General features: G+C 71.2%; 20 protein-coding genes and 1 pseudogene. 8 read left to right on the plus strand and 13 right to left on the minus strand.

Going from position 1 to position 24002, the window contains the following annotated elements; genetic code table 11:
- The first annotated feature begins 57 nt into the window (after positions 1-57).
- The 3 genes from A5714_RS17155 (at position 58) to A5714_RS17165 (ending at position 3002) form a co-directional block, all read left to right on the plus strand.
- Positions 58-477: a SufE family protein gene (locus tag A5714_RS17155; protein WP_068072641.1), complete on the plus strand. Its 420-nt coding sequence runs from the start codon at positions 58-60 to the stop codon at positions 475-477.
- A 124-nt stretch (positions 478-601) separates the two neighbouring features.
- On the plus strand, positions 602-2401 hold the full coding sequence (locus A5714_RS17160; protein WP_068204564.1) for an acetyl/propionyl/methylcrotonyl-CoA carboxylase subunit alpha: 1800 nt from the start codon (positions 602-604) through the stop codon (positions 2399-2401).
- A gap of 169 nt (positions 2402-2570) precedes the next feature.
- The gene (locus tag A5714_RS17165) at positions 2571-3002 is read left to right on the plus strand and encodes an STAS domain-containing protein (RefSeq protein ID WP_068072635.1); all 432 of its coding nucleotides are present in this window, start codon (positions 2571-2573) and stop codon (positions 3000-3002) included.
- Here A5714_RS17165 and A5714_RS17170 read toward each other — a convergent pair.
- The 4 genes from A5714_RS17170 to A5714_RS17185 form a co-directional block, all read right to left on the minus strand.
- Entirely contained in the window at positions 2973-3761 is a 789-nt protein-coding gene (locus tag A5714_RS17170) for an RNA polymerase sigma factor SigF (protein WP_068287075.1), read from the minus strand. The genes A5714_RS17165 and A5714_RS17170 overlap by 30 nt on opposite strands.
- Entirely contained in the window at positions 3758-4195 is a 438-nt protein-coding gene (locus tag A5714_RS17175) for an ATP-binding protein (protein WP_068072630.1), read from the minus strand. Before A5714_RS17175 ends, A5714_RS17170 begins: the two co-directional genes overlap by 4 nt.
- Positions 4196-4550: 355 nt before the next feature.
- Entirely contained in the window at positions 4551-4862 is a 312-nt protein-coding gene (gene usfY, locus A5714_RS17180; protein ID WP_068072628.1) for a protein UsfY, read from the minus strand.
- Between the two features lie 81 nt (positions 4863-4943).
- Complete coding sequence (locus A5714_RS17185) at positions 4944-5327, minus strand: hypothetical protein (protein WP_068287078.1); 384 nt, start codon at positions 5325-5327, stop codon at positions 4944-4946.
- 118 nt (positions 5328-5445) lie between these two features.
- Between A5714_RS17185 and A5714_RS17190 the strand changes: the two genes are divergently transcribed.
- The 3 genes from A5714_RS17190 to nei2 are packed head-to-tail and all read left to right on the plus strand — an operon-like array spanning position 5446 to position 11525.
- Entirely contained in the window at positions 5446-6120 is a 675-nt protein-coding gene (locus A5714_RS17190) for a TetR/AcrR family transcriptional regulator (protein ID WP_068072621.1), read from the plus strand.
- Between the two features lie 37 nt (positions 6121-6157).
- Complete coding sequence (locus A5714_RS17195) at positions 6158-10768, plus strand: ATP-dependent helicase (RefSeq protein ID WP_068287080.1); 4611 nt, start codon at positions 6158-6160, stop codon at positions 10766-10768.
- 1 nt (position 10769) lies between these two features.
- Positions 10770-11525 (plus strand): endonuclease VIII Nei2, encoded by a 756-nt coding sequence (gene nei2 / locus A5714_RS17200; RefSeq protein WP_068287083.1) that lies wholly within the window; start codon positions 10770-10772, stop codon positions 11523-11525.
- Positions 11526-11537: 12 nt separating this feature from the next.
- Here the strand turns inward: nei2 and A5714_RS17205 are convergent, their stop codons facing one another.
- Positions 11538-12455: a PHB depolymerase family esterase gene (locus tag A5714_RS17205; protein WP_068287087.1), complete on the minus strand. Its 918-nt coding sequence runs from the start codon at positions 12453-12455 to the stop codon at positions 11538-11540.
- Between the two features lie 191 nt (positions 12456-12646).
- On the opposite strand from A5714_RS17205, the gene A5714_RS17210 reads away from it, so the two are divergent.
- Positions 12647-13003, plus strand: a complete 357-nt coding sequence (locus A5714_RS17210; RefSeq protein WP_068287091.1) for a DUF732 domain-containing protein — start codon at positions 12647-12649, stop codon at positions 13001-13003.
- Positions 13004-13305: 302 nt separating this feature from the next.
- Here the strand turns inward: A5714_RS17210 and A5714_RS17215 are convergent, their stop codons facing one another.
- The 8 genes and pseudogenes from A5714_RS17215 to A5714_RS17250 form a co-directional block, all read right to left on the minus strand.
- Positions 13306-14295 carry a magnesium transporter CorA family protein gene (locus tag A5714_RS17215; protein WP_068287094.1) on the minus strand — a complete coding sequence of 330 codons (990 nt, stop codon included), beginning with the start codon at positions 14293-14295 and terminating at the stop codon, positions 13306-13308.
- A gap of 3 nt (positions 14296-14298) precedes the next feature.
- On the minus strand, positions 14299-15444 hold the full coding sequence (locus A5714_RS17220; protein ID WP_068287097.1) for a PPE family protein: 1146 nt from the start codon (positions 15442-15444) through the stop codon (positions 14299-14301).
- 122 nt (positions 15445-15566) lie between these two features.
- Complete coding sequence (locus A5714_RS17225; RefSeq protein WP_068067700.1) at positions 15567-16712, minus strand: PPE family protein; 1146 nt, start codon at positions 16710-16712, stop codon at positions 15567-15569.
- A gap of 247 nt (positions 16713-16959) precedes the next feature.
- A complete protein-coding gene (locus A5714_RS17230; protein ID WP_068067703.1) occupies positions 16960-17766 on the minus strand; it encodes an MBL fold metallo-hydrolase in 807 nt (268 codons plus the stop codon).
- Positions 17767-17802: 36 nt separating this feature from the next.
- Positions 17803-19288 (minus strand): annotated as a pseudogene (locus A5714_RS17235) (HNH endonuclease signature motif containing protein).
- 21 nt (positions 19289-19309) lie between these two features.
- Positions 19310-20170 carry a pseudouridine synthase gene (locus A5714_RS17240; RefSeq protein WP_156747360.1) on the minus strand — a complete coding sequence of 287 codons (861 nt, stop codon included), beginning with the start codon at positions 20168-20170 and terminating at the stop codon, positions 19310-19312.
- Positions 20171-20177: 7 nt separating this feature from the next.
- Positions 20178-21884 carry a glycerol-3-phosphate dehydrogenase/oxidase gene (locus tag A5714_RS17245; protein ID WP_369829453.1) on the minus strand — a complete coding sequence of 569 codons (1707 nt, stop codon included), beginning with the start codon at positions 21882-21884 and terminating at the stop codon, positions 20178-20180.
- Positions 21885-22012: 128 nt separating this feature from the next.
- A complete protein-coding gene (locus tag A5714_RS17250) occupies positions 22013-23419 on the minus strand; it encodes an NAD(P)H-quinone dehydrogenase (RefSeq protein ID WP_068287106.1) in 1407 nt (468 codons plus the stop codon).
- A 65-nt stretch (positions 23420-23484) separates the two neighbouring features.
- On the opposite strand from A5714_RS17250, the gene A5714_RS17255 reads away from it, so the two are divergent.
- Positions 23485-23964 (plus strand): gamma-glutamylcyclotransferase, encoded by a 480-nt coding sequence (locus A5714_RS17255; RefSeq protein WP_068067719.1) that lies wholly within the window; start codon positions 23485-23487, stop codon positions 23962-23964.
- Positions 23965-24002 lie beyond the last annotated feature (38 nt).

Raw genomic sequence — 24002 nt, forward strand, 5'->3', positions numbered from 1 at the left:
GGTGCGCGTGCCGATCGTCGCCGGCGAGAGCCCGGGGGCGCCCGGCGCGACCGCGCCATGACCATGCCCGCCCCGCTCGCCGAGGTGGTGTCCGACTTCGCCGAGGTCGAGGGCCAGGACAAGCTCAAGCTGCTGCTGGAGTTCGCCGACGAGCTGCCGGCGCTGCCCGCCGCGTTGCAAGAACAGGCCATGGAGCCGGTGCCCGAATGCCAGTCCCCGCTGTTCCTGCACGTCGACGCGCACGACGCCGACCGGGTGCGGCTGTATTTCAGCGCGCCCGCCGAGGCGCCCACCACGCGGGGCTTCGCCTCGATCCTGGCCAGCGGCCTGGACGGGCAACCCGCCGCCGACATCCTGGCGGTGCCCGACGACTTCTACGCCGACCTGGGGTTGGCCGCGCTGATCAGCCCGCTGCGGCTGCGCGGCCTCTCGGCGATGCTCACGCGCATCAAGCGGCGCATCCGCGAGGCGTCCTAGAAGAAAGTCGATACCGCTTCATCGGCGCGACGGCGCGGCGCTTAGACTTCCTTCGAGTTGTAAGAAAGTCTCTTAAGAAGCCCGCAGAATCACCGTCTGCCAAAGATGCCAAACAGGAGGCGCAGTGGCCAGTCACGCCAGCGACAGGATCTCCAAAGTGCTCATCGCCAACCGCGGCGAGATCGCTGTCCGGGTGATCCGCGCGGCCCGCGACGCCGGCCTGCCCAGCGTGGCCGTGTACGCCGAGCCCGACGCCGACGCCCCCCACGTGAAGCTTGCCGACGAGGCCTTCGCCCTGGGCGGCCAGACGTCCGCGGAGTCCTACCTGGACTTCGGCAAGCTGCTGGACGCGGCGGCCAAGTCGGGCGCCAACGCCGTGCACCCCGGCTACGGATTCCTCTCGGAGAACGCCGACTTCGCGCAAGCCGTGCTGGACGCCGGCCTGATCTGGATCGGGCCCAGCCCGCAGTCGATCCGCGACCTGGGTGACAAGGTCACCGCCCGCCACATCGCCGCCCGCGCGCAGGCGCCGCTGGTTCCCGGCACCCCCGACCCCGTCAAGGACGCCGACGAGGTGGTGGCCTTCGCGCAGGAGTACGGCGTGCCGATCGCCATCAAGGCGGCCTTCGGTGGCGGCGGCCGCGGCATGAAGGTCGCCCGCAGCATCGAGGAGATCCCCGAGCTGTTCGAGTCGGCCACCCGCGAGGCCGTCGCGGCCTTCGGCCGGGGCGAGTGCTTCGTCGAGCGCTACCTGGACAAGCCGCGCCACGTCGAGGCCCAGGTGATCGCCGACCAGCACGGCAACGTCATCGTCGCGGGCACCCGCGACTGCTCGCTGCAGCGCCGCTTCCAGAAGCTGGTCGAGGAGGCGCCGGCGCCGTTCCTCACCGACGCGCAGCGCAAGGAGATCCACGAATCCGCCAAGCGGATCTGCAAGGAGGCCAACTACTACGGGGCCGGCACGGTCGAGTACCTCGTCGGTCAGGACGGCCTGATCTCCTTCCTCGAGGTCAACACCCGGTTGCAGGTGGAGCACCCGGTGACCGAGGAGACCGCGGGCATCGACCTGGTGCTGCAGCAGTTCAAGATCGCCAACGGCGAGAAGCTGGACCTCACCGAGGACCCGACGCCGCGCGGGCACGCCATCGAGTTCCGGATCAACGGCGAGGACGCCGGCCGGGGCTTTCTGCCGGCGCCCGGCCCGGTCACCCGCTACGACATCCCCACCGGCCCCGGCGTGCGGCTGGACTCCGGCGTGGAGGCCGGCTCGGTGATCGGCGGCCAGTTCGACTCGATGCTGTCCAAGCTGATCGTCTACGGCGCCACCCGCGAGGAGGCGCTGGCCCGGTCGCGGCGGGCGCTGGACGAGTTCCACGTCGAGGGCCTGGCCACCGTCATCCCGTTCCACCGCGCCGTGGTCTCGGATCCCGCGTTCATCGGTGACGAGAACGGGTTCAGCGTCCACACCCGCTGGATCGAGACCGAGTGGAACAACACCGTCGAGCCATTCACCGGCGGCGAACCCCTCGACGACGAGGCCGACACGCGGCCGCGCCAGACGGTGGTCGTCGAGGTCGGCGGCCGCCGGCTCGAGGTGTCGCTGCCCGGCGACCTCGCGCTGTCCGGCGGCGGCGCCGCCGACCCGGCCGGCGTCATCCGCAAGAAGCCCAAGCCCCGCAAACGCGGCTCGCACGCCGGCGCCGCCGCGTCGGGCGACGCCGTCACCGCGCCCATGCAGGGCACCGTCGTCAAGGTCGCGGTCTCCGAGGGCCAGGAGGTCTCCGCCGGCGACCTGATCGTGGTGCTGGAGGCGATGAAGATGGAGAACCCGGTGACCGCCCACAAGGACGGGGTGATCACCGGGCTCGCGGTCGAGGCCGGCGCCGCCATCACACAGGGCACGGTGCTCGCCGAGATCAAGTGACGGTTCCTGAGAATCAGCCGTGAAGCATGGTCCCCCCGGCTCGCCGGGGGGTAGGGTGCAGGCAGGTTGAGTTCACAGCCGTCCGGATCACGTCAGACGAGGCCGGGAGGCGAACTCCCTGCTCGACTTCACTTCACCTGACGTCCTCCGCAGCATATTTGCTCTACGGATGGAGTCAGCAATGCCTGTGGCCCAATCTTGGCAACAAAGTCGGACCGCGCAATTCACGGCGCACTGGGGCGCGTCCGGGACCCTGATCACCGTCGACGGTGAGCTCGACGCGGCCAACGCCGACCAGCTCGCCGCCTACGTCCAGCACAGCGTCAACCGCTCGCGGCGCGTGATCCTCGACCTGCGCGGCCTGCATTTCATTGGCACGGCCGGGTTTTCGGCGCTGCACCGCATCAACGTGGTGTGCTCGGCGGCACAGGCCGACTGGGCGATGGCGCCCAGCCCGGCGGTGGCCAGGCTGCTGCGGGTCTGCGACCCCGACGCCACGCTGCCAGTGACCACGCCGGAGGCCGAGCCGCTGCTGGAGCCCCGCGACGACGACGGCGCCCGCGCCCGCCCGCTACTGCAGCTGATCGCGCAGCCGCGTTAGCGACTTCGCCAGCAGGCGCGACACGTGCATCTGCGAGATGCCGACGCGCTCGGCGATCTGCGTCTGCGTCATCGACTCGAAGAACCTCAGCACCAGCACGGTGCGCTCCCGCTCGGGTAGCGCCTCGAGCAGGGGCCGCAGCGATTCCTGATCCTCGATGCGGTCCAGGCCGGTGTCGACGTCGCCCAGGGTGTCCGCGATCGCGCGGGCTTCCTCTTCCTCGCCGCCGCCGCCGCTGTCGATCGACAGGGTGTTGTAGGAACTGCCGGCGACCAGGCCCTCGACCACCTCTTCGCGGTCCATGTCCAGCTCCGCAGCCAGCTCGGTGGCGGTGGGCGCCCGGCCCAGCCGCTGGGACAGGTCGGCGGTGGCCGTGCCCAGCCGCAGATGCAGCTCCTTCAGCCGCCGCGGGACCTTGACCGACCAGCTGTTGTCGCGGAAGTGGCGACGCACCTCGCCCATGATCGTGGGCACCGCGAAGGACACGAAGTCCGAACCGGCGTCGACGTCGAACCGCACCACCGCGTTGACCAGCCCGACGCGCGCGACCTGAACGAGGTCGTCGCGGGGCTCGCCGCGGCCCTCGAAGCGCCGGGCGATGTGGTCGGCCAGCGGCAGGCACCGCTCGACGATCTTGTCCCGTTGACGCTGGAATTCCGGCGAGTCGGCGGCGACGCCGGCTAACTCGCGGAACATTTCCGGGACATCGGCGTATTCGTTCGGCCGTGAGACCGAACCGCCGGCAGCTCGCGCTGTCACCTGCTGGAGGCCGCCCGTCGCGCCGTCAGCGTGATGCCGAAAACGCTGCCGGCTTCGTTGGGTTCGCGACCGTCATGGAAGGTCTGGACGTCGTCGGCGAGCGACGTCAGCACGTGCCAGCTGAAGCTGCCGGGCGCCACCACGTCGTGGGTGTCACACGCGGCCGAGGCCTCCACCACCAGCTGGTCGGCCTGGGGATCCACCACGACCACCAGCGTCGCGTCCGGGGTGGCCGAACGAATCAAACGGGTGCACACCTCGTCGACCGCCAGGCGCAGGTCCGCGACGGCGTCGAAGTCCAGGTCCTCGAAGGTGCCGATGGCACCCACGAGGGTGCGCAGCATCGCCAGGTTCTCCAGGCGCGCAGCGACGTGAAGCTCGACGGCGCGGTGGCCGCGTTGACGCTTGTTAGCGTGCAATCCCGCATCATTCATATGGTCTCCCGGCAATGTTCGACTGACACTACTACTGCCTCGCAGCTCGCCGTGGACCGTACGCTCCAGCCGGTCAGTCATGGTGGCTACCGGGTGCCCGTCCCGCGGGCGGGGCGGACGCGACCGACACAAAGCGGACGCGCCCCTGCGGGCGCGTCGCTGTCACGGGCAAGATCACGCTGGTCGTCTCGTTGGTTCTGGCATTGGGCATCGATGTGGGTGTCTTCCGTAACTACGTCCGCCACGATGGCGTGACGACGCTAACGCGACCCTTGCGGCACTCATCATGGTGCACTCCTGATACCCATTCGCCGCCGGCCATAACCTCCCGATCCGGCAGGGGCGCGCGACGGCGTCAGCTCGCGGGCCGCTGCCGGCTGACCTCGGGGTGCTCTGAGTACCAGCGGTCCGCAATCCCACGAACCCGCCGGTGTTCGGCCGCTGACCACACCAGGCCGACGACCGCGGCGACCGTCCCGATCAGGCCCGCCGTCATGCCCTGGTGCGCATGCCCGCTGCCGAAGGCGGCGAGGCTGCCGCACCAGCCGATCACGCCGACCAGCACCAGTAGATACCCGGGCCAGTGCACCACGTCGATGAGCGATTCACCGGCCAGCGGGCGCGTGGTCCTCAGGTGGTCGACCGGATCGTGGAACGTATCTCCCATGGCTGCTCCTCAAGGAGAGTGGACGCGGCGCGCAGCTCATACCGGGTTGCACCCTCAACGGTAGATCGCCGGCAGGCAAACTCAAAGGGTCAGCGCGGGCCCGGCGATCGGGCCGACACCCAGCGCCACCAGCAACACCGCGGCCGTCAGCAGGAACCACCCCGCGCCCTGCCAGCCCCACCAGGTGCCGGACGCCTTCCACACGCGGTAGGTGCGCAGCAATGCCCGCAGCGCGGCACCGAACGCGATCACCGGCGCGCCGAGGGCCAGCAGGGTGCGTTGGGCCGGGCCACACGCCACCGTGTCGGTACCCACCCCGGGGCAGGTGCTCACCCAGAGCAAGGCCACCGCCAGGAATCCGCCGGCCGCCGCCGCGGCCAAGGCGGCGAAGCGCAACGCGGCGCGCACCTCGCCGTCGCGCTGCCCTAGGCGATCGCCGCCAGCTCGTTCGTCCGCCTTGTGCATGCCGCCGTCACCTCCGTTCCCCGTTTTCATCGTTTGCCGTGCCGGATTGGTTACCGTATGCAGTTCGGATAACCGCAATCGGGCGGTCCACTTAACACGCGTGAGTACTATCTGTCACATGCCGACAGCCAGAAGGCGGTTATCCCCCGAGGATCGACGCGCTGAGCTGCTCGCTTTGGGGGCGGAGGTCTTCGGAAAGCGACCCTACGACGAGGTCCGCATCGACGAGATCGCCGAGCGCGCGGGGGTCTCCCGGGCGCTGATGTATCACTACTTTCCCGACAAGCGAGCGTTCTTCGCCGCAGTGGTCAAGGACGAGGCCGACCGGCTCTACGAGACCACCAACATGGACGACGCCACGGGTCTGACCATGTATGAGGAAGTGCGTACCGGCGTCATCGCGTACATGGCCTACCACGAGCAGAATCCCGAGGCCGCGTGGGCGGCGTACGTCGGGCTCGGCCGCTCCGACCCGGTCCTGCTCGGCGTCGACGACGAGGCCAAGAACCGCCAGCTCGAGCACATCATGAGCCGGATCGCCGCGGTGGTCGCCAAGACTCCGACGGGCAAGCTGGCGCCCGACGTCGAGCGCGACCTGCGGGTGATCTGCCACGGCTGGCTCGCGTTCACCTTCGAGCTGTGCAGGCAGCGGATCATCGACCCCACCACCAACGCCGACCGCCTCGCCGACGCGTGCGCCCACTCGCTGTTCGACGCGATCGCCCGGGTGCCGGAAATCCCGGACGAGTTGGCGCACGCGATGGCCACCGCCCGCATCGAACCGCAGCAGTAGCGGGCGCCTTGTCGGTACCCGTTGGCACCATGGCTAGGTGAGCACCAACGACCCGTTGAGCCGGTTCAGCGCGATCACCCGGGAGTGGTTCGCCAGCACCTTCGCCACGCCCACCACCGCGCAGGCGCAGGCGTGGGACGCGATCGCCGACGGCGACAACACCCTGGTGATCGCGCCGACCGGTTCCGGCAAGACGCTCGCCGCGTTCCTGTGGGCCCTGGACTCGCTGGCCGCATCGCCCGACCGGCCGGCCGGCACCCGCGTGCTCTACGTGTCCCCCCTCAAGGCGCTGGCCGTCGATGTCGAACGCAACCTGCGGACCCCGCTGGCCGGGCTCACCCGGATCGCCGCCCACCGGGGGCTGCCGGCTCCGCAGATCAGCGTCGGGGTGCGTTCCGGTGACACCCCGCCGGCCGAGCGGCGCCAGCTGATCGCCCGGCCCCCCGACGTCCTGATCACCACCCCGGAGTCGCTTTTCTTGATGCTGACGTCGGCGGCCCGGGAGACCCTCGCCGGGGTGCAGACGGTGATCGTCGACGAGATCCATGCCATCGCGGGCGGCAAACGCGGCGCGCACCTGGCCCTGTCGCTGGAGCGGCTCGACGAGCTGCGCCGGGAATCGACCGAGGCGCGGCCAGCGCAGCGCATCGGGCTGTCGGCGACGGTGCGGCCCGCCGAGGAGCTGGCCCGGTTCCTGTCCGGGCAGGCACCGACGACCATCGTCGCGCCGCAATCGGGGAAGACCATCGAGCTGAGCGTGCAGGTGCCGGTGCCGGACATGGCCAACCTCGCCAACAACAGCATCTGGCCGGACGTCGAGGCGCGGCTCGTCGACCTCATCGAGGCGCACAACTCGACCATCGTGTTCGCCAACTCGCGGCGGCTGGCCGAGCGATTGACCGCCCGGCTCAACGAGATCCACGCCGAACGCACCGGCGTGGAGCTGGCGTCGGACGCCAACCGCGGCGTGCCGGGCGGCGCGCCGGCGCACCTGATGGGCAGCGGGCAGACCCTGGGCGCCGACACGCTGCTGGCCCGCGCGCACCACGGCTCGGTCAGCAAGGAGCAGCGCGCGCTGGTCGAGGAGGACCTGAAGCGGGGCCTGCTCAAGGCGGTAGTGGCCACCTCGAGCCTGGAGCTGGGCATCGACATGGGGGCGGTGGACCTGGTGATCCAGGTCGAGGCGCCGCCGTCGGTGGCCAGCGGCCTGCAGCGCATCGGGCGGGCGGGGCACCAGGTGGGCGAGGTGTCGCAGGGGGTGCTGTTCCCCAAACACCGGACCGACCTGATCGGCTGCGCGGTCACGGTGGAGCGAATGCTGGCCGGGCAGATCGAAGCGATGCGGGTACCGGCCAACCCGCTCGACATCCTCGCCCAGCAGACGGTGGCGGCCGCCGCGCTCGAGCCGCTGGACGCCGACCGCTGGTTCGACACGGTGCGCCGGGCGGCGCCGTTCGCGACGCTGCCGCGCAGCGTGTACGAGGCCACGCTGGACCTGCTGTCGGGCAAGTATCCGTCGACGGAATTCGCCGAACTGCGGCCCCGCCTGGTCTACGACCGCGACACCGGCACGCTCACCGCCCGGCCCGGCGCCCAGCGGTTGGCGGTCACCTCCGGCGGCGCCATCCCCGACCGCGGGATGTTCACGGTCTACCTCGCCACGGAGGCCGAGAAGCCCTCGCGGGTCGGGGAACTCGACGAGGAGATGGTCTACGAGTCGCGGCCGGGCGACGTCATTGCGCTGGGCGCCACGAGCTGGCGGATCACCGAGATCACCCACGACCGGGTGCTGGTGATCCCGGCGCCGGGGCAGCCAGCCCGGTTGCCGTTCTGGCGCGGCGACGACGCGGGCCGGCCCGCCGAGTTGGGTGCGGCGCTCGGCGCGTTCACCGGTGAGCTCGCCGGCCTCAAGCGCAGCGCCTTCGAATCTCGCTGCGCAGCTTTGGGTTTCGACGCCTACGCCACCGACAACCTGTGGGCGCTGCTGGACGAGCAGCGGACCACGGCCGGGGTGGTGCCGACCGACACCACCCTGCTGATCGAGCGGTTCCGCGACGAGCTGGGCGACTGGCGGGTGATCCTGCACTCCCCGTACGGCCTGCGCGTCAACGGCCCGTGGGCGTTGGCGGTGGGGCGCCGGTTGCGCGAGCGCTACGGCCTGGACGAGAAGCCGACGGCCTCCGACGACGGCATCGTGGTCCGCCTGCCGGACACGTTCTCCGACTTCGGCTCCGCCGCCGGGGACGCTCCGCCGGGGACGGAGCTGTTCGTCTTCGACGCCGACGAGATCGACCCGACCGTCACCGTCGAGGTGGGCAGTTCGGCGTTGTTCGCGTCGCGGTTCCGGGAATGCGCGGCGCGGTCCCTGCTGCTGCCGCACCGCCAGCCCGGGCGCCGCTCGCCGCTGTGGCAGCAGCGCCAGCGGGCCGCCCAGCTGCTGGAGGTGGCGCGCAAGTATCCCGATTTCCCGGTGGTACTGGAGACCGTCCGCGAATGCCTGCAGGACGTCTACGACGTACCGGCCCTGACCGCCCTGATGGCCGGCATCGCGCAGCGCCGGGTGCGCGTGCTGGAGGTGGAGACGGCGCGGCCGTCGCCGTTTGCGGCGTCGCTGCTGTTCGGTTACGTCGGCGCGTTCATGTACGAGGGCGACACGCCGCTGGCCGAGCGGCGGGCCGCCGCGCTGTCGCTGGACAGCACGCTGCTGGCCGAGCTGCTGGGCCGGGTGGAGCTACGCGAGCTGCTCGACCCGGAGATCATCGCCGCGACGGGCCGGCAGCTGCAGCACCTGGCCGAGGACCGCGCCGCCCGCGACGCCGAGGGCGTCGCGGACCTGCTGCGGCTGCTGGGTCCGCTGACCGAGGAGGAGGTCGCGGCGCGGGCCGCGGGCGCCGACGTCGGCGGCTGGCTGGAAGGCCTGCGCGCCGCCCGGCGCGCGTTGACGGTGTCGTTCGCGGGGCGCAGCTGGTGGGTGGCGATCGAGGACATCGGCAGGCTGCGCGACGGCATCGGGGTCGCCGTCCCGCTGGGCGTGCCGGCCGCGTTCACCGTGGCGGTGGCCGACCCGCTGGGCGAGCTGCTGGGCCGCTACGCCCGCACTCACACGCCGTTCACCACGGGCGAGGCCGCCGCCCGGTTCGGGCTGGGCCTGCGGGTGACGGCCGACGTGCTGGCGGGGCTGGCCGCCGACGGCCGGCTGGTGCGCGGCGACTTCGTCGCCGCGCCGGAGGCCGGCGGCGGGCCGACCGGCGGCGAGCAGTGGTGCGACGCCGACGTCTTGCGCATCCTGCGGCGCCGCTCGCTGGCGGCGCTGCGCGCCCAGGTGGAGCCGGTGAGCACCGCCGCCTACGGGCGGTTCCTGCCGGCCTGGCACCGGGTGGGCGCGACCGACTCCGCGTCGCACGCCGGGCTGGATGGGCTGCTGTCGGTGATCGACCAGCTGGCCGGCGTGCGCCTGCCCGCCTCAGCGATCGAGCCGCTGGTGCTGGCGCCCCGCGTCCGCGACTACTCCCCCGCGCTGCTCGACGAACTGCTGGCCACCGGGGAGGTCACCTGGTCCGGCGCGGGCGGCATCTCCAGCGGCGACGGCTGGATCGCCCTGCACCTCGGCGAATCGGCGCCGCTGACGTTGGCGTTGGCGCAGAACAAACCCGCCGAGATCGAGTTCACCGACGCCCACCGCGCCATCCTGGACACGCTGACGGGCGGCGGCGCCTATTTCTTCCGCCAGCTGGGCCAGGGCGGGGTGGCCGAGGGCGAGCTGAAAGCCGCGCTGTGGGAGCTGGTCTGGGCCGGCTGGGTCACCGGCGACACGTTCGCCCCGGTGCGGGCCTTTCTCGGCGGTGGCCGCGCCCGCAAGCGCGCCGCCCCCGCGCACCGGACCCAGCGCGCGCCGCGGCTGAGCCGGTACAGCGTGGCGCACGCGCAAACCCGCGCCAGCGATCCGACCGTCGGCGGCCGGTGGTCGGCCCTGCCGGTCGCCGAGCCGGACTCCACGCTGCGCGCCCACTTCCAGGCCGAGCTGTTGCTGGGCCGCCACGGCGTGCTGACGCGGGGCGCGGTGGCCGCCGAGGGGGTCCCGGGCGGGTTCGCCACCCTGTACAAGGTGCTGAGCAACTTCGAGGACGCCGGCCGCTGCCAGCGCGGCTACTTCATCGAGTCGCTGGGTGGGGCGCAGTTCGCCGTGGCGTCGACGGTCGACCGGCTGCGGGGCTTCAGCGACGGCATCGACCCGGAACGCCCGGAATACCGGGCCGTCGCGCTCGCCGCCGCCGACCCGGCCAACCCCTACGGCGCCGCCCTGCCCTGGCCCGCCGCCCGCGGCGAGGGCTCCGACGCCGGCTCCGGGGCGCGCCCGGGCCGCAAGGCCGGCGCGCTGGTGGTGCTGGTCGACGGCGAGCTCGCCTGGTTCCTGGAGCGGGGCGGCCGGTCCCTGCTGACCTTCACCGAGGACCCGGCCGCCCACCACGCGGCGGCCGCCGCGCTCGCCGAGCTGGTGGCGTCTCGGCGGGTCAGCGCGCTGCTCGTCGAGCGCATCGACGGCGCGCCGGCGCTGCAGCCGCGCGCCGGCGACCCGGAATCCGCGGTGCAGGCCGGGCTCATCGATGCGGGGTTCTCCCGCACCCCGCGTGGATTGCGGCTGCGCTGACATGCCCGAAGGTGACACCGTGTTTCACACCGCGGCCGTGCTGCGCCAGCACCTGGTCGGGCGCACGCTGACCCGCTGCGACGTCCGGGTGCCCCGCTACGCCACGGTCGACCTCACCGGGCAGGTGGTGGACGAGGTGCTCAGCCGCGGCAAGCACCTGTTCATCCGGGTGGGGCAGGCCAGCATCCACTCGCACCTGAAGATGGACGGCAGCTGGCGGGTCAGCGAGCGCCCGGTGCGGGTGGACCATCGGGCGCGCATCGTCCTCGAGGCCGGCGCCGTCCGGGCCGTCGGCGTCGACCTGGGCATCTTGGAGATCCTCGAGCGTGAGCGCGACCTCGATGCCGTCGCGCACCTAGGGCCCGACCTGCTGGGCGAGGATTGGGACCCCGCGGTCGCCGCCGCCAACCTGGCGGCCGAAGCGGAGCGGCCGCTCGCCGAGGCGCTGTTGGACCAGCGGGTGCTGGCCGGCGTCGGCAACGTCTACGCCAACGAATTGTGTTTCCTCAGCGGCCGATTGCCCACCGCGCCGGTGCGTACCGTCGCCGACCCGCTGCGGCTGGTCTCCCGCGCCAGAGACATGCTGTGGCTGAACCGGATGCGCTGGAACCGGTGCACCACCGGCGACACCCGCGGCGGCCGGCAGCTGTGGGTCTACGGTCGCGCGGGGCAGGGCTGCCGGCGCTGCGGCACCCCGATCAGGTTCGACGACTCTGGGGACCGCGTGACGTACTGGTGCCCGGCCTGCCAGCGCTGACCGCGCCCCGGCCTAGTCGCGGGCGTGCTCCAGGAAGAACTCGGCGATGGCCTCCGAGCCGTCCACCGCGCGGGTGGTGGGCCCGATGACGGCCGTCGGCAGGTACTGCTTGCCGCCCGGCCAGGTGTGCCCGCCCTTGTCGATCTGCAGCAGTACCACCTCGGTGGAGTCCACGCAGGCCGTCGAGTCGAAACGGTGCACGACGGTGCCGTCGCCCACGTTGGGCAGGACCTCCACCGTGGGGTCGCCGTGGCACCCGTCGACGGAGCGCCATTTATTCACCATGCTTTCGACCGAGATGGCGTGGCTGACGCCGCCGCGGCCGCGCACGTCGCCGCCGTTGAACGGCACCAGCCAGTCCGCGGTGCCGTGGGCCTCCCACACCGACACCGGCCGCGAGGGATTGCAGGCCACGCCCACCCCCAGGGTGCCGGCGACCGGCGCCACCGCGGCGAAGACGTCGGCGCGGTCGCAGGCCAGCCGGTTGGCCATGAATCCGCCGTTGGACATGCCGGTGACGAAGACGTGGCCAGGAGCGATGTTGTAGTCGCTTCGTAGCTTCCCGACCAGCCCGACCAGGAAACTTACGTCGTCGACGTGCCGGCGAGCGGCCGGTGCGGCGCCGCGCCCGTCGGCCCAGCTCTTGTCGTACCCGTCGGGATACACCACGAGCAGGTTGTGGGCGTCGGCGACGGTGTCGAAGCCGGTCAGGCCCCGCTGCGCCATTCCCGAACCGCCGCCGCCGTGCAGGCTGAGCACCAATGCGACCGGGTCGCCGGGCGGCACGTGCACCAGGTAGGTCCGGTCCATGCCGCCAGAGCGGAACGTGCCGGAGGTGTCGCGGGCGGCGGCCGCCGACACGTGCCGGTTGTCGCAGCCGACCAGGCAGATCGCCGCCAGGGCGAGCGCCCACCAACGGGTGTACGGCATGCGGTCAGTCCACCACCACGGCATCCGCGGGCGCCCGACAGTGACGGGCGAGCGAAGGCAGGGCTAACCTTCGTGTGTCAGCAATCGCAATGTTGGTTATACGGCTCTTTAGGGTGCCGCGACGTGCGAAAATTTGGGCGGGCCCCGCTTCCAGCAAGCGACGGCACTTCTGTTCCACGGGAGTATCACAAATGACGAGCACCCTGATCCGCAAGCCCAGCGTCAACCGGGCCCTGCCGGCCCTCGGCATGGGCGCGATGGCGTGGTTGCTGGGTGCGTTCAGTGCGACCCCGGCCGCGCACGCCAACGCCGGCGATGACGCCTTCCTCACCGCGCTGAAGGGCAAGGGCATCAACTTCGAGTCGCCCGACGCCGCCGTCAACTCCGCGCACGCCGTCTGCCACGAGCTCGACGCCGGCCAGACCCCGGAACAGGTCGCCAACGACGTGCTGAGCAGCAGCAAGCTGGACGGCTATCACGCCGGGTACTTCGTGGGACTCAGCATCAAGGCGTACTGCCCGAAGTACGCGGCCGCCCCCGCCTCGTAAAATTAACAGCCGGTTGACAGGCTGGTGACAGATCCACGAGTTAATTTGCTGATGGCAACTACCCGTGGAGTACTCGAAACCGAATGATCCCTAAACTTTTGGTCGGCGTTGGACTCGTTCTCGGCGCTGCGGGATGGACCGCAGCCACCGCCACCGCCGACCCTAATCCCTTCAGTCACCTCAGCTGCTCCTGCCAGGAGACCGCGCCGCCCGGCAGTCCGGCCCTCACCGACAAGATCCTGCGTGGCATCCAGCGCGGTCTGAACGGGGGCGTTGGGACGCCGGTGCAGTAGGGCCGACCCTCACAGCCAGTCGCGCCGCCGGAACATCACGTACAGCACCGCCATCATGATCACGATGACGACGCTGCTCGCGACGAAACCCGCGGTGCTGCCGAAGCCCGGATACGGCACGTTCTGGCCGTAGAACCCGGTGATGGCCGTCGGCACGGCGATGATGGCGGCCCACCCGGTGAGCTTCTTCATGATGGTGTTCAGCCGGGCGTCCTGCAGCGACAGGTTGGTCTCGAAGATCGTCGTGATCATGTCGCGCAACGACTCCGTCCATTCCGACACGCGCAACACGTGGTCGTACAGGTCCGCGTACAGGGGGTCCAGCTCCTGACCGGACTCCACCTGAACGCGGTGATGCTGGATGAAATTGACGACCTCCCGCATCGGCAACGCCACGCGGCGCAGGTTGACCAGGTCCCGGCGCATCCGGAAGGTCCGGCGCTGGAAGGTCGCGTGATGCGGCTTGCCGTCGAACAGCTCGTCCTCGATGCCCTCGATGCAGTCGTCCAAGGCCTCGACGGCCGCGAAATGGCTGTCCACCACCACGTCGAGCAGGCCGTGCACTAGGGAGCCGACACCGTATTGCTGGCCGCCGATCTCCTGCCAACGCTGCAGCACCTGGGCCATGTCGAAGTCGTCGGTCAGCCGGACCGTGATCAGCCCGCGCGGCAGCACGAACGCCGAGATGCGGTGCATCGCCAGCATCCGCTGCGGCTGATCGTCGGCGTCGTCAGCGAGGTCCACGGCGTAGACCGTGAAGAACGTGTTCGAACCGTACGCGGCGGCCTTCACCCGTTCTGCCGCGGCGACCGCGTCCTCGACGGCCCACGCGTTCAGGCCCAGCTCGGTCGCCAGGTCGCACATGGTGTCGTGGTCCGGATCGCACAGGTCCACCCACACCAGGGCGTCCGGCTCGGCTAGGTAGTCGGAGATCTTGTCGAACGCGAACTCGTCCTGCGCCTCGCCCCGCCGCCACACGCGGCCCTGCACTTTCGCCAAGGATCAGCCCGCCGACGGCGGCCGTTGCATGACGGTGCCCGGCAGCTCGGCCCCGACCTCGATGTCGTCGTAGCGCCCGTTACGCCGACGACCGCGCGCCCCGCCCTGCGGCGGCCGCATCGGGGCCATCGGCAGCGCGGGCGGCGGGGTGGCGCCCGACGGCAGCGGCGACACCGCCGACGCGAGCTGCACCGCGGGCTGCGTCGCGCCGGGCAACAAGCCGACCACCGCGGGCGGCGACATCAGCTTGCCCACGGTGACCGCCACGCCCAGGGAACCGTTGGGGGCCAGCGACCCCGCGGATCCAATCGCGCTGATCAGGCTCGTCTCCATCGAGGACAGGGCGGCCGTGCCCTCGGCCAGGCCCGCGCCGATGTCACCGCCCACGCTGGACAGCGATTGGGCCGCGCTGAACTGCGCCAGGTAGCTGAGCAGGTTGATCGGCAGCCCGCCGGCGATGGTTTGCCAGCCCCAGACGCTCCAGTACTTGAACCAGCCGGTGTCGGGCAGGCCACCGGAATCGTTCAGGTCGTTGAGGGCGTCACCGACCGCGCTCGCCGTGTTTCCGGCGCCCTGGGCGGCCGCCTGGGAGACCGCGTCGGACTGCTCGTTGACCCCGTTCGGGTTGGCGACGGTCATCGGCGCGCTGAACTGGGTCAGCTGCGCCGTGGCCGCGGTCGAGGTCGCCTGGTACTGGGTCATCGCCGCCGCGTCGGTCACCCACATGGCGTTGTACTCGGCCTCGGTTTCCGCGATCGCCGGGGCGTTGACGCCGAGGAAGTTGGTGGCCACGAGGACCGCCAGCCGCGTCCGGTTGGCCGCGACCACGGGGGGCGGGATGACGGTGAAGTGGGTGAATTCGAAGGCTGCCGTGGCCGTCTGCAGCGCGGCTGCGACCTGCTGACACTGCTGCGCGGTGACGTCGAGCCACTCGAGGTACGGCTGTGCGGCCTGAGTCATCGCCAGGTAGGACGGGCCCTGCCAGCCGGCGGCCAGCGACGACAGCTCCGCGGTGTAGCCGCTCAGCGACTGCTCCAGCTCGAGGCTGAGCTCCTGCCACATGGCCGCGGCGTCGATCCACGACCAGGAACCGGGGCCGGAATAGATCAGCGCGGAGATGATCTCCGGCGGCAGCATTCCAAAGTCCATGGCGTATTACCCAGTAGGCAGGCTCGGGGCCGAGCGCAACGCGTCGACCGATCCGACAGTTCTCCGGTGCGTGACGGCGGGACGTCCCGTTGTCCGCGGCCGCGGGGCACGTGCGTCGACGCTCATCCACCCAGGGGCGATCGAGGCATCACTTTGCCCTTGACTTCCGCGCCGAAGGCTTGGTCCTCTTGCTTTTGCTGCTGGCGTCTCTTGCGCCAGCCGCTGCCGGCCGAGATCGGCGGCGGCACCATCATCGGCATCATCGGCAGGCCGGCCTCGGCGGCGGGCAGCGCCGTCGCCGCGGACGCCAGTTGCACCGGCGTCTGCGCGCCCGGCAGTAGGCCCACCACGGCTGGCGGGGCCATCAGCTTGCCGACCGTCACGCCGACGCCCATCGCGCCGGTGGGCGCCGACGCCGCCGACCCGATGGACTTGATCGCGTTGGACAGGCTGGCCGTGGTGGCGTCCAGGCCCTCCGACAGCCCGGCGCCGATGTCACCGCCCACCGACTGCAGCGCGCTGGCCGATGAGTTCTGCGCGAGGTAGCTGAGCATGTTGATCGGGAAACCCGACGAGATGAACTGGTTGCCCCAGGTGCTCCAGTAGTTGAACCAGCCGCTGTTGGGGTCGAAGCCGGTGGGCATATTGAGGTCGTTGAGGATGTCGCCGATCGAGCTGGCGGTGCTGCCGGTGCCGGTCGCGTCGGCCTGCATGACGGCGTCGGCCTGCTGCTCGGTCCCCGCCTCGTCGGTCGTGGTGATCGGCGACTGAAAGCTCGACAGCTGCCCGGTGGCCTGGGTGGAGGCCGCCTGGTACTGCGTCATCGCGGTGGAGTTGTTGGTCCACATGGTCTGGTATTCGTTCTCGGTCTCGGCGATCGCGGCCGTGTTCTGCCCGAACCGGTTGGTGGCCAGCAGCTGCGCCAGCCGCGTCCGGTTGGCGAGCACGACCGCGGGCAACACCACCGCGGAGCGGACGGTGGTGAACGCCGACGCGGCGGACTCCGCCGACGCGGCCATCTGCTGGGTCTGTTGCGCGGTGTCGCGCAGCCATTGCAGGTAGGGCTGGACGGCCTGCAGCATCGCCACCGACGACGGGCCGCTCCACTGCTCCAAGAGCGTGGACAGCGACGACGTGTAGCCGGCCACCGAGTTCTCCAACTCGACGGCCAGCCGCTGCCAGGCGCCGGCGGCCTCGATCAGTGAGCCCGCTCCCGGCCCGGTGTGGATGAGCGTCGAGGTGACCTCGGGGGGCGCTAAAAGATCCATAACTTCCCCAGACTGCCCATGCTGAGAACGCCTCAGCGAACTTGCGTTGACTAGGCCGCGAAATACCCCGAAACTTTGCGCATCGAAGCCTCCCACCTGCGGCTTGAAACCTCACCGGTTCGGCACCGGATGAGACGAACGATATACCCTCCCCGTTAACCAGCCGCGAATCAATTGCAACTGGCCGTCCACGATCGTAGCCGCGGGAGGCGACTGCCGGAACCATCGGCGCAGCTCGGCGCTTTGCTTACACGGTGACGGACGCGCCGCGGTTCACCTCGAGCACCCGATCGGCCATGTTGCGGCGCCCCATCTCGCTCGTGAAGTCCGCCAGCGGCGACGCGAAGACGCTGTAGTCGTCGAAGTGAACGGGAATCGCCTTGGGCAGCTTGAGCAGCGCGACCAGTTCGGCGCCCTGGCGGCCGTCCATGGTTACCGTCAGGCCGAACGGAAGCCGCGGACCCGCCGGCAGCCGGGTGCCGCCCAGGTGCACCACGCCGGCGTCGATCGCGTCGAAACGGGCCGGGATGTCCTTGAGCTCCGCTACCAGCAGCGTGTCACCGGAGATGTAGAGGCGGCGCCGCGGCGCCCCGTCGCCGCCGGCGAACTCGAGCATGGTGCCCATCACCGGCGGCAGCAGGCGTTGGCTCCACCCCGGCGCGTGCCGGCCCGGCAGCGAGGTGATGGTCAGCGACGTGTCGCCCTTGTTGATCGCATGCTGTTGCCAGGTGGACAGGCCGCTCGCGCGGCCGAAGCCGCGCCGCTGCAGCCGCTTGGCGGCGTGCTCGGTGGTGACGATGGGCAGGTCGTGGTCGAGGCCCCGCTGCGACACCCGGTCCCAGTGGTCGCCGTGCATGTGCGAAAGAACGATCGCGTCAAGCGGTGGGAGTTCGTCGACGCTCAGGGCCGGCTCCCGCAGCCGCTTGGACACCAGCCCGTGGCCCAGGTAGGCGCGCTGCCCGCGGTGCAGGAAGTTCGGATCGGTCAGCAGCGTCACCCCGCCCGCGGTGATCAGCGTCGTGGCGTTCCCGATGAAGGTGACCGTGATGTCCATGACCGCGGGCTACCCGATCTCGTGGGGTCCACGCCGCTAAAAGGGTGGCGGGTCGTGCCCGTCGTCCGCCGGCGTGGCAGTGACCGGGTTCCCGGCTCGCCGGGCCGCGCGGGCGTGATGGTTGCGGCGGCGTTCGGTGGCGACGCGCAGCGCGCGGTTCTGAGCGCGGGTGCGGCGGCGTCGGGGCATCATCGCGCCGCGCGGCGCGCAGCGGTCCTCGCCGGTGGCACGGGGCGCGGGAAGGTCCGCGGTGCGGGCGCACAGCTCGGGGAACAGCATGGCGCTGCCGGGGGTGGTGACGTAGGTGCGGGCGCCGGGCAGGGTCCAGATGACCGTGCCGTCGGGCAGCTGCCGGTCGCGCCAGCCCCAAAAGGTCTTGAGCAGATGGTGTTGGCGGCACAGCACTTTCAGGTTCGACGCGTGGGTGGCACCGCCGCGGGCGTAAGGGATCGTGTGGTCGATGTCGCACTCGGTGGCCGGGCGATCGCACCCGGGCGCCCGGCACGTCAGGTCCCGGCAGCGCACGTAGTCACTCAGCGCCTTGGAGGGAGAGTAGCCCGGCTCCGCCCGCGCATCGGCGGGATGCACCAGCGGCACCCGCTTGGCCGACGCGGCCAGCTCCGCCAGCAGCTCAGGCGTCAACAGCCCACCGCCGCCGATCTGCACGCCCGGCGCGCCCGCCCCGGACAACGCCCCCCCGTGGGCGATCACGTGAATGACCACCGGACCGGGCGCGGGCCGGTCGCCCGCCGCGCAGTCCGCGCGCCCGCACCGGCACCCCAACCGATCCGCCCCGGCGGCCAGCGCCCCCAGCGCATCGGCGCGGCGCTGGACGGCCGTGCGCGGGTCGTGCGGGCACACCGTGGCCGCCAACGCGTCCAAGCGCTGATCCAGCGCACGCGCATCCGGGCCGAACAAGCTGCCCTCGATGCGGGCCAGCCCATCGCCCATGTCACCGATCCAGATCTCGCGGCCCGCCGCGCGCTCGCGGCGGCGGCGCACCGCGTCCGCATCGGCGTGCGCAACGACCTTGTCCACCGCCGCCGCCAACCGCCCCCGCGTCAGCGACGGCCAGCGCCCCACCCTCGCGGCCAGCTGCGCGTCCACCACCGCCAATACCTCGGCACCGGTGATCAGATCGGTGCGAAACACCACCGTCTGAAACGTCAAGCAGTCGATGTCCCCGGCCAGGAACACCGCGGCCACGCCGGGCAATCGTTCCCGCATCGCGCGGGCGTAGCGCACCTTGCTCGCCGCCAGGCCGGGGCTGATCCGCAACGCCGCGGCCACGCCGGCGGCCACCGCCGCCTCGGTGTCCACCGCCCAGTCCTCGGTGTCCGCGCACCGCGCCAACCGATACCGAAACAACCGCCCGATCAACCGCCAGCTGCGCGGCCGCCGCCCGGTTCTCCGCACGCCCCGCGGCGCACGCCTGGTCGAGCAGCGCGGTGGACTCCTCAGTCGCCGACGGGCACAGGCGCTCGACCATCTCGTCGAACCGCTCGTGCACTTCTTCGAACATGCGTTCTATTATGCCTGTGCGCTATGACAACTCTCGCCGGCTGACGAACTCGCGCGGTCGCCCCGTCAGCGGGTCGTCGAAGGCCAGGCGCTGGGCCAGCAGCTGCAGCGGCGTGCTGAAGTCGTCGGCCGCGACATCGAGAACGCGCGGGTACAGCGGGTCCCCCGCGATCGGCAGGCCCAGCGACGCCATGTGCAGCCGAAGCTGATGGGTGCGCCCTGTCCGCGGCGTCAACCGGTACAGGCCGTCCGGGCGGACCAGCTCCACGAGCGTCTCGGCGTTCGCCGGCCCCGGCTCGCACTTGGCCTGCAACACGCCCCTGCGCTTGACGATCCGGCTGCGCACCACCCGCGGCAAGGCCACCGCGGGATCGACGGCCGCGCGCGCCAGATAGGTCTTGCGCACCAACCTCCGGGCGAACAGCGTCTGGTAGGCGCCCCGCACCGCGCGCCGCGCGGTGAACAACAGGACCCCTGCCGTCAACCGGTCCAGGCGGTGCGCCGGGCTCAGCTCCGGCAGGTCCAGCTCCCGGCGCAGCCGCACCAGCGCCGTCTGCGCGACGTGCCGACCCCGCGGCATGGTGGCCAGGAAGTGCGGCTTGTCGACGACGACGATGTCGTCGTTGACGTGCAGCAACGGCACGTCGAAGGGCACCGGCGCCTCGTCGGGCAGCTCCCGATACAGGAAGACGACGGCCCCGGCGGGCAGCGCCGTCGCGGCGTCGACCGGCGTCCCGTCGGCGTCGACCACCTCGCCCGCGAGCACCTTGTCCCGGGCGGCCACCCCGAATCGGGCGGTGAGTTCGGCCAGCACCGGGCCGCCGCGCAGCCGCACCCGCGCGGGGCCCAGGCCGTCGCGCACGGGCAGCGGAGCGGGTCTCACACCGGGCTCACGTTAACGGCACCGGCTCGAGGATCTCGGCGCGCGCCTCGGGGGCGCTGGCGCGCAACTCGTCGGCCGACACGTCGTCGGGCTGGGCCTGCGACAGGATTTCGGCCTCCACCCGCGCGGTGTAGTTCGCCACCTCGCGCTCGACGGCCGCGGCGCTCCAACCCAGCGCCGGCGCGATGACGTCGGCCACCTCGCGCGCGCAGTCCACCCCCCGGTGCGAGTACTCGATGGCGATGCGGGTCCGGCGCGCCAGGACGTCCTCCAGGTGCAGGGCGCCCTCGGCGGTGGCGGCGTAGCGGGCCTCCACCTTCAGGTAGCCCGGGGCCTCCTTGATGGGGCTCAGCAGGTCGGCGTCGCCGGCCGCGAGCCCCAGCACCTCGCCGATCAGCGAGCCGTACCGGTCCAGCAGATGCCGCACCCGGTAGGGATGCAGGCCCTGCAGCGCCGCGACGTGTTCGGCCTGGTTGACCAGCGCGAAGTAGCCGTCGGCGCCAAGCAGGCTGACCTTCTCGGTGATCGACGGCGCCACCCGCGCCGGCACGAACTGCACGGCGGCGTCGATGGCGTCGGCGGCCATCACCCGGTACGTGGTGTATTTGCCGCCGGCGATCGCCACCAGACCCGGCGCCGGGACCGCCACCGCGTGCTCGCGGGACAGCTTGGAGGTCTCCTCGCTTTCCCCCGCCAGCAGCGGACGCAGCCCGGCGTACACCCCGTCGATGTCGGCGTGGCTGAGCGGGGTGGCCAGCACGGTGTTGACCGTGCCGAGGATGTAGTCGATGTCGGCCTTGGTGGCCGCGGGGTGCGCCAGGTCGAGGTTCCAGTCGGTGTCCGTGGTCCCGATGATCCAGTGGCTGCCCCACGGGATGACGAACATCACCGACTTCTCGGTGCGCAGGATGATCGCGACGTCGCTGACGATCCGGTCGCGCGGCACCACCACGTGCACCCCCTTGGAGGCGCGGACCTGAAAGCGGCCGCGCTGTTTGGACAGCGCCTGGATCTCGTCGGTCCACACGCCGGTGGCGTTGACCACGACGTGGCCGCGGACCTCGGTGACTGCGCCGTCCTCGGAGTCGCGGACCCGCACCCCGGTCACCCGGTCGCCCTCGCGCAGCAACGCCACCACTTGCGTGGAGGACCGCACCACCGCCCCGTAGTGCGCGGCGGTGCGCGCGACGGTCAGGGTGTGCCGGGCGTCGTCGACGACGGTGTCGTAGTAGCGGATGCCCCCGACCAGCGAGCTGCGCTTGAGTCCGGGGCTCAGCCGCAACGCGCCCGCCCGGGTGAGGTGTTTCTGCGCGGGGACGGATTTGGCGCCGCCGAGCCGGTCGTAGAGGAAGATGCCGGCGGCGATGTAGGGGCGCTCCCAGACGCGGTTGGTCAGCGGGAAGAGGAACGGCATGGGCTTGACCAGGTGCGGCGCCAGCGTGGTTAGCGACAGCTCCCGCTCGTACAGCGCCTCGCGGACCAGGCCGAACTCCAGCTGCTCGAGGTAGCGCAGGCCGCCGTGGAACATCTTCGACGAGCGGCTCGACGTGCCGGAGGCGAAGTCGCGGGCCTCGACGAGCGCCACCTTGAGCCCCCGGGTCGCTGCGTCGAGCGCGCAGCCCGAACCCACCACGCCGCCGCCGATGACCACCACGTCGAACTGTTCGCTGCCGAGGCGCTGCCAGGCCGCCTCGCGCTGCCGCGGTCCCAGCATGGACGCCGGCGAGCTGCGCTGGCTGGGCGCGTTGAGGGGATCGGTCACGGTAGCGGACTCCTCACCGGGTAGTTACTCGCCAGTAGGACGGTGTCGCTGACCAAGGCTAGTCGAGATCGTCGAGGGCTTCAGTCCAGATCGTCGTGGGCCATCAACCGCCGCGCGGCCTCGGTGATCGAGCCGGACAGCGAGGGGTAGACGGCCAGCGTCTGGGCCAGGTGGTTGACGGTCAGCCGGGTCTGCACGGCCATCGCGATCGGCAGGATCAGCTCCGAGGCGATCGGGGCGACCACCACGCCGCCGATGACCACACCGGTCGCGGGGCGGCAGAACAGCTTCACGAACCCGTGCTGCAGTCCGGACATCTTGGCGCGGGCGTTGGTGCGCAGCGGCAACATGATCGTCCGGGCCTGCACCGTCCCGTCGTCGATCGCCGACTGCGGGACGCCCACCGCGGCCAGCTCCGGGCGGGTGAACACCGCGGCGGCGACGGTGCGCAACCGGATAGGGGTGACGGCCTCACCGAGCGCGTGCCACATCGCGATCCGGCCCTGCATCGCGGCGACCGAGGCCAGCGGCAGCAAGCCCGTGCAGTCGCCGGCGGCATAAATGTTGGACACCTTGGTCCGCGACACCCGGTCCACCTTCAGGTAGTTACCCGGCCCCAGCTCGATGCCGACCCGGTCCAGCCCCAACTGGCCGGTGTTGGGCACCGAGCCGATCGTCATCAACGCGTGGCTGCCCTCGACGGTCCGGCCGTCGGCGAGCTTGACCAGCACCCCGGATCCGGTGCGGGTCACCGAGTCGGCGCGGGCGTTCTTGACGAGCTTCACGCCGCGTTCGGCGAAGATCCGCTCGAGCACCTCGGCGGCGTCGGCGTCCTCGTACGGCAGGATCTGGTCGCGGCTGGCGACGACCGTCACGTCGACACCCAGTTCGGTGTAGGCGTGCACGAATTCGGCGCCGGTCACGCCCGAGCCGACCACGATCAGGTGGTCCGGCAGCGCATCGAGGTCGTAGAGCTGACGCCACGTCAGGATGCGCTCGCCGTCGGGCCGCGCGGTCGGCAGCTCGCGGGGGCTGGCGCCGGTGGCGATCAGCACCACGTCGGCCTCATACGTGCTGGTGGCGCCGTCCGGCGCGGTGGCCTGCACCCGATGGGTGGCGAGCCCGGGGGCGGTGTCGACCAGCTCGCCCTTGCCCTGAACCACGTCGACGCCCGCACTGATCAGTTGCGCCTTGACGTCAGCGGACTGCTCGGCGGCGAGCCGCTTGACACGCTGGTGGATGTCGGGCAGCGAAATCTTGGCGGCTTCGATGTCGACGTCGAAGCCCAGCTGCGGTCCACGCCGCAACTCGGTGCGGACCCCGGTCGAGGCGATGAACGCCTTCGACGGCACCACGTCATACAGCACCGCGGCGCCGCCGATGCCGTTGGAGTCGATGACGGTGACATGGGCGTCGCGCGCCGCCGCAGTGAGCGCCGCCTCGTAGCCGGCCGGCCCTCCCCCGATGATCACAATGCGGGTCGCCACGTCACACAACCTAACGAACGTTGCGGCTGTGCGCCGCGTCGGCGTGTGACGTCTAAGATTCTCCCGTGCCGCTCTACGCCGCCTACGGGTCGAACATGGATCCCGAGCAGATGCAGAAACGCGCACCCCACTCGCCGATGACCGGAACCGGCTGGTTGCACGGGTGGCGGTTGACGTTCGGCGGCGAGGACATCGGTTGGGAGGGCGCGCTGGCCTCCGTCGTCGAGGATCCCGATTCCAAGGTGTTCGTCGTGCTCTACGACATGACCCCGGCCGACGAGAACAACCTGGACCGCTGGGAGGGCTCGGAGTTCGGCGTGCACAAGAAGATTCGGTGCCGCGTGGAGCGCATCTCCTCCGACACCGACACCGATCCCGTGCTGGCGTGGCTCTACGTGCTCGACGCGTGGGAGGGCGGCCTGCCCTCGGCCCGCTACCTGGGAGTCATGGCCGACGCGGCCGAAATTGCCGGTGCGCCAGCCGATTACGTCCACGACCTGCGCACCCGGCCGGCCCGCAACATCGGCCCGGGCACCAGCGCCTAGGTTCGCCGTTGTCGTTGCTTTCGATACCCGTGGTCGCC

This window comes from Mycobacterium sp. E2462, assembly GCF_001672685.1.
Classification (GTDB): domain Bacteria; phylum Actinomycetota; class Actinomycetes; order Mycobacteriales; family Mycobacteriaceae; genus Mycobacterium.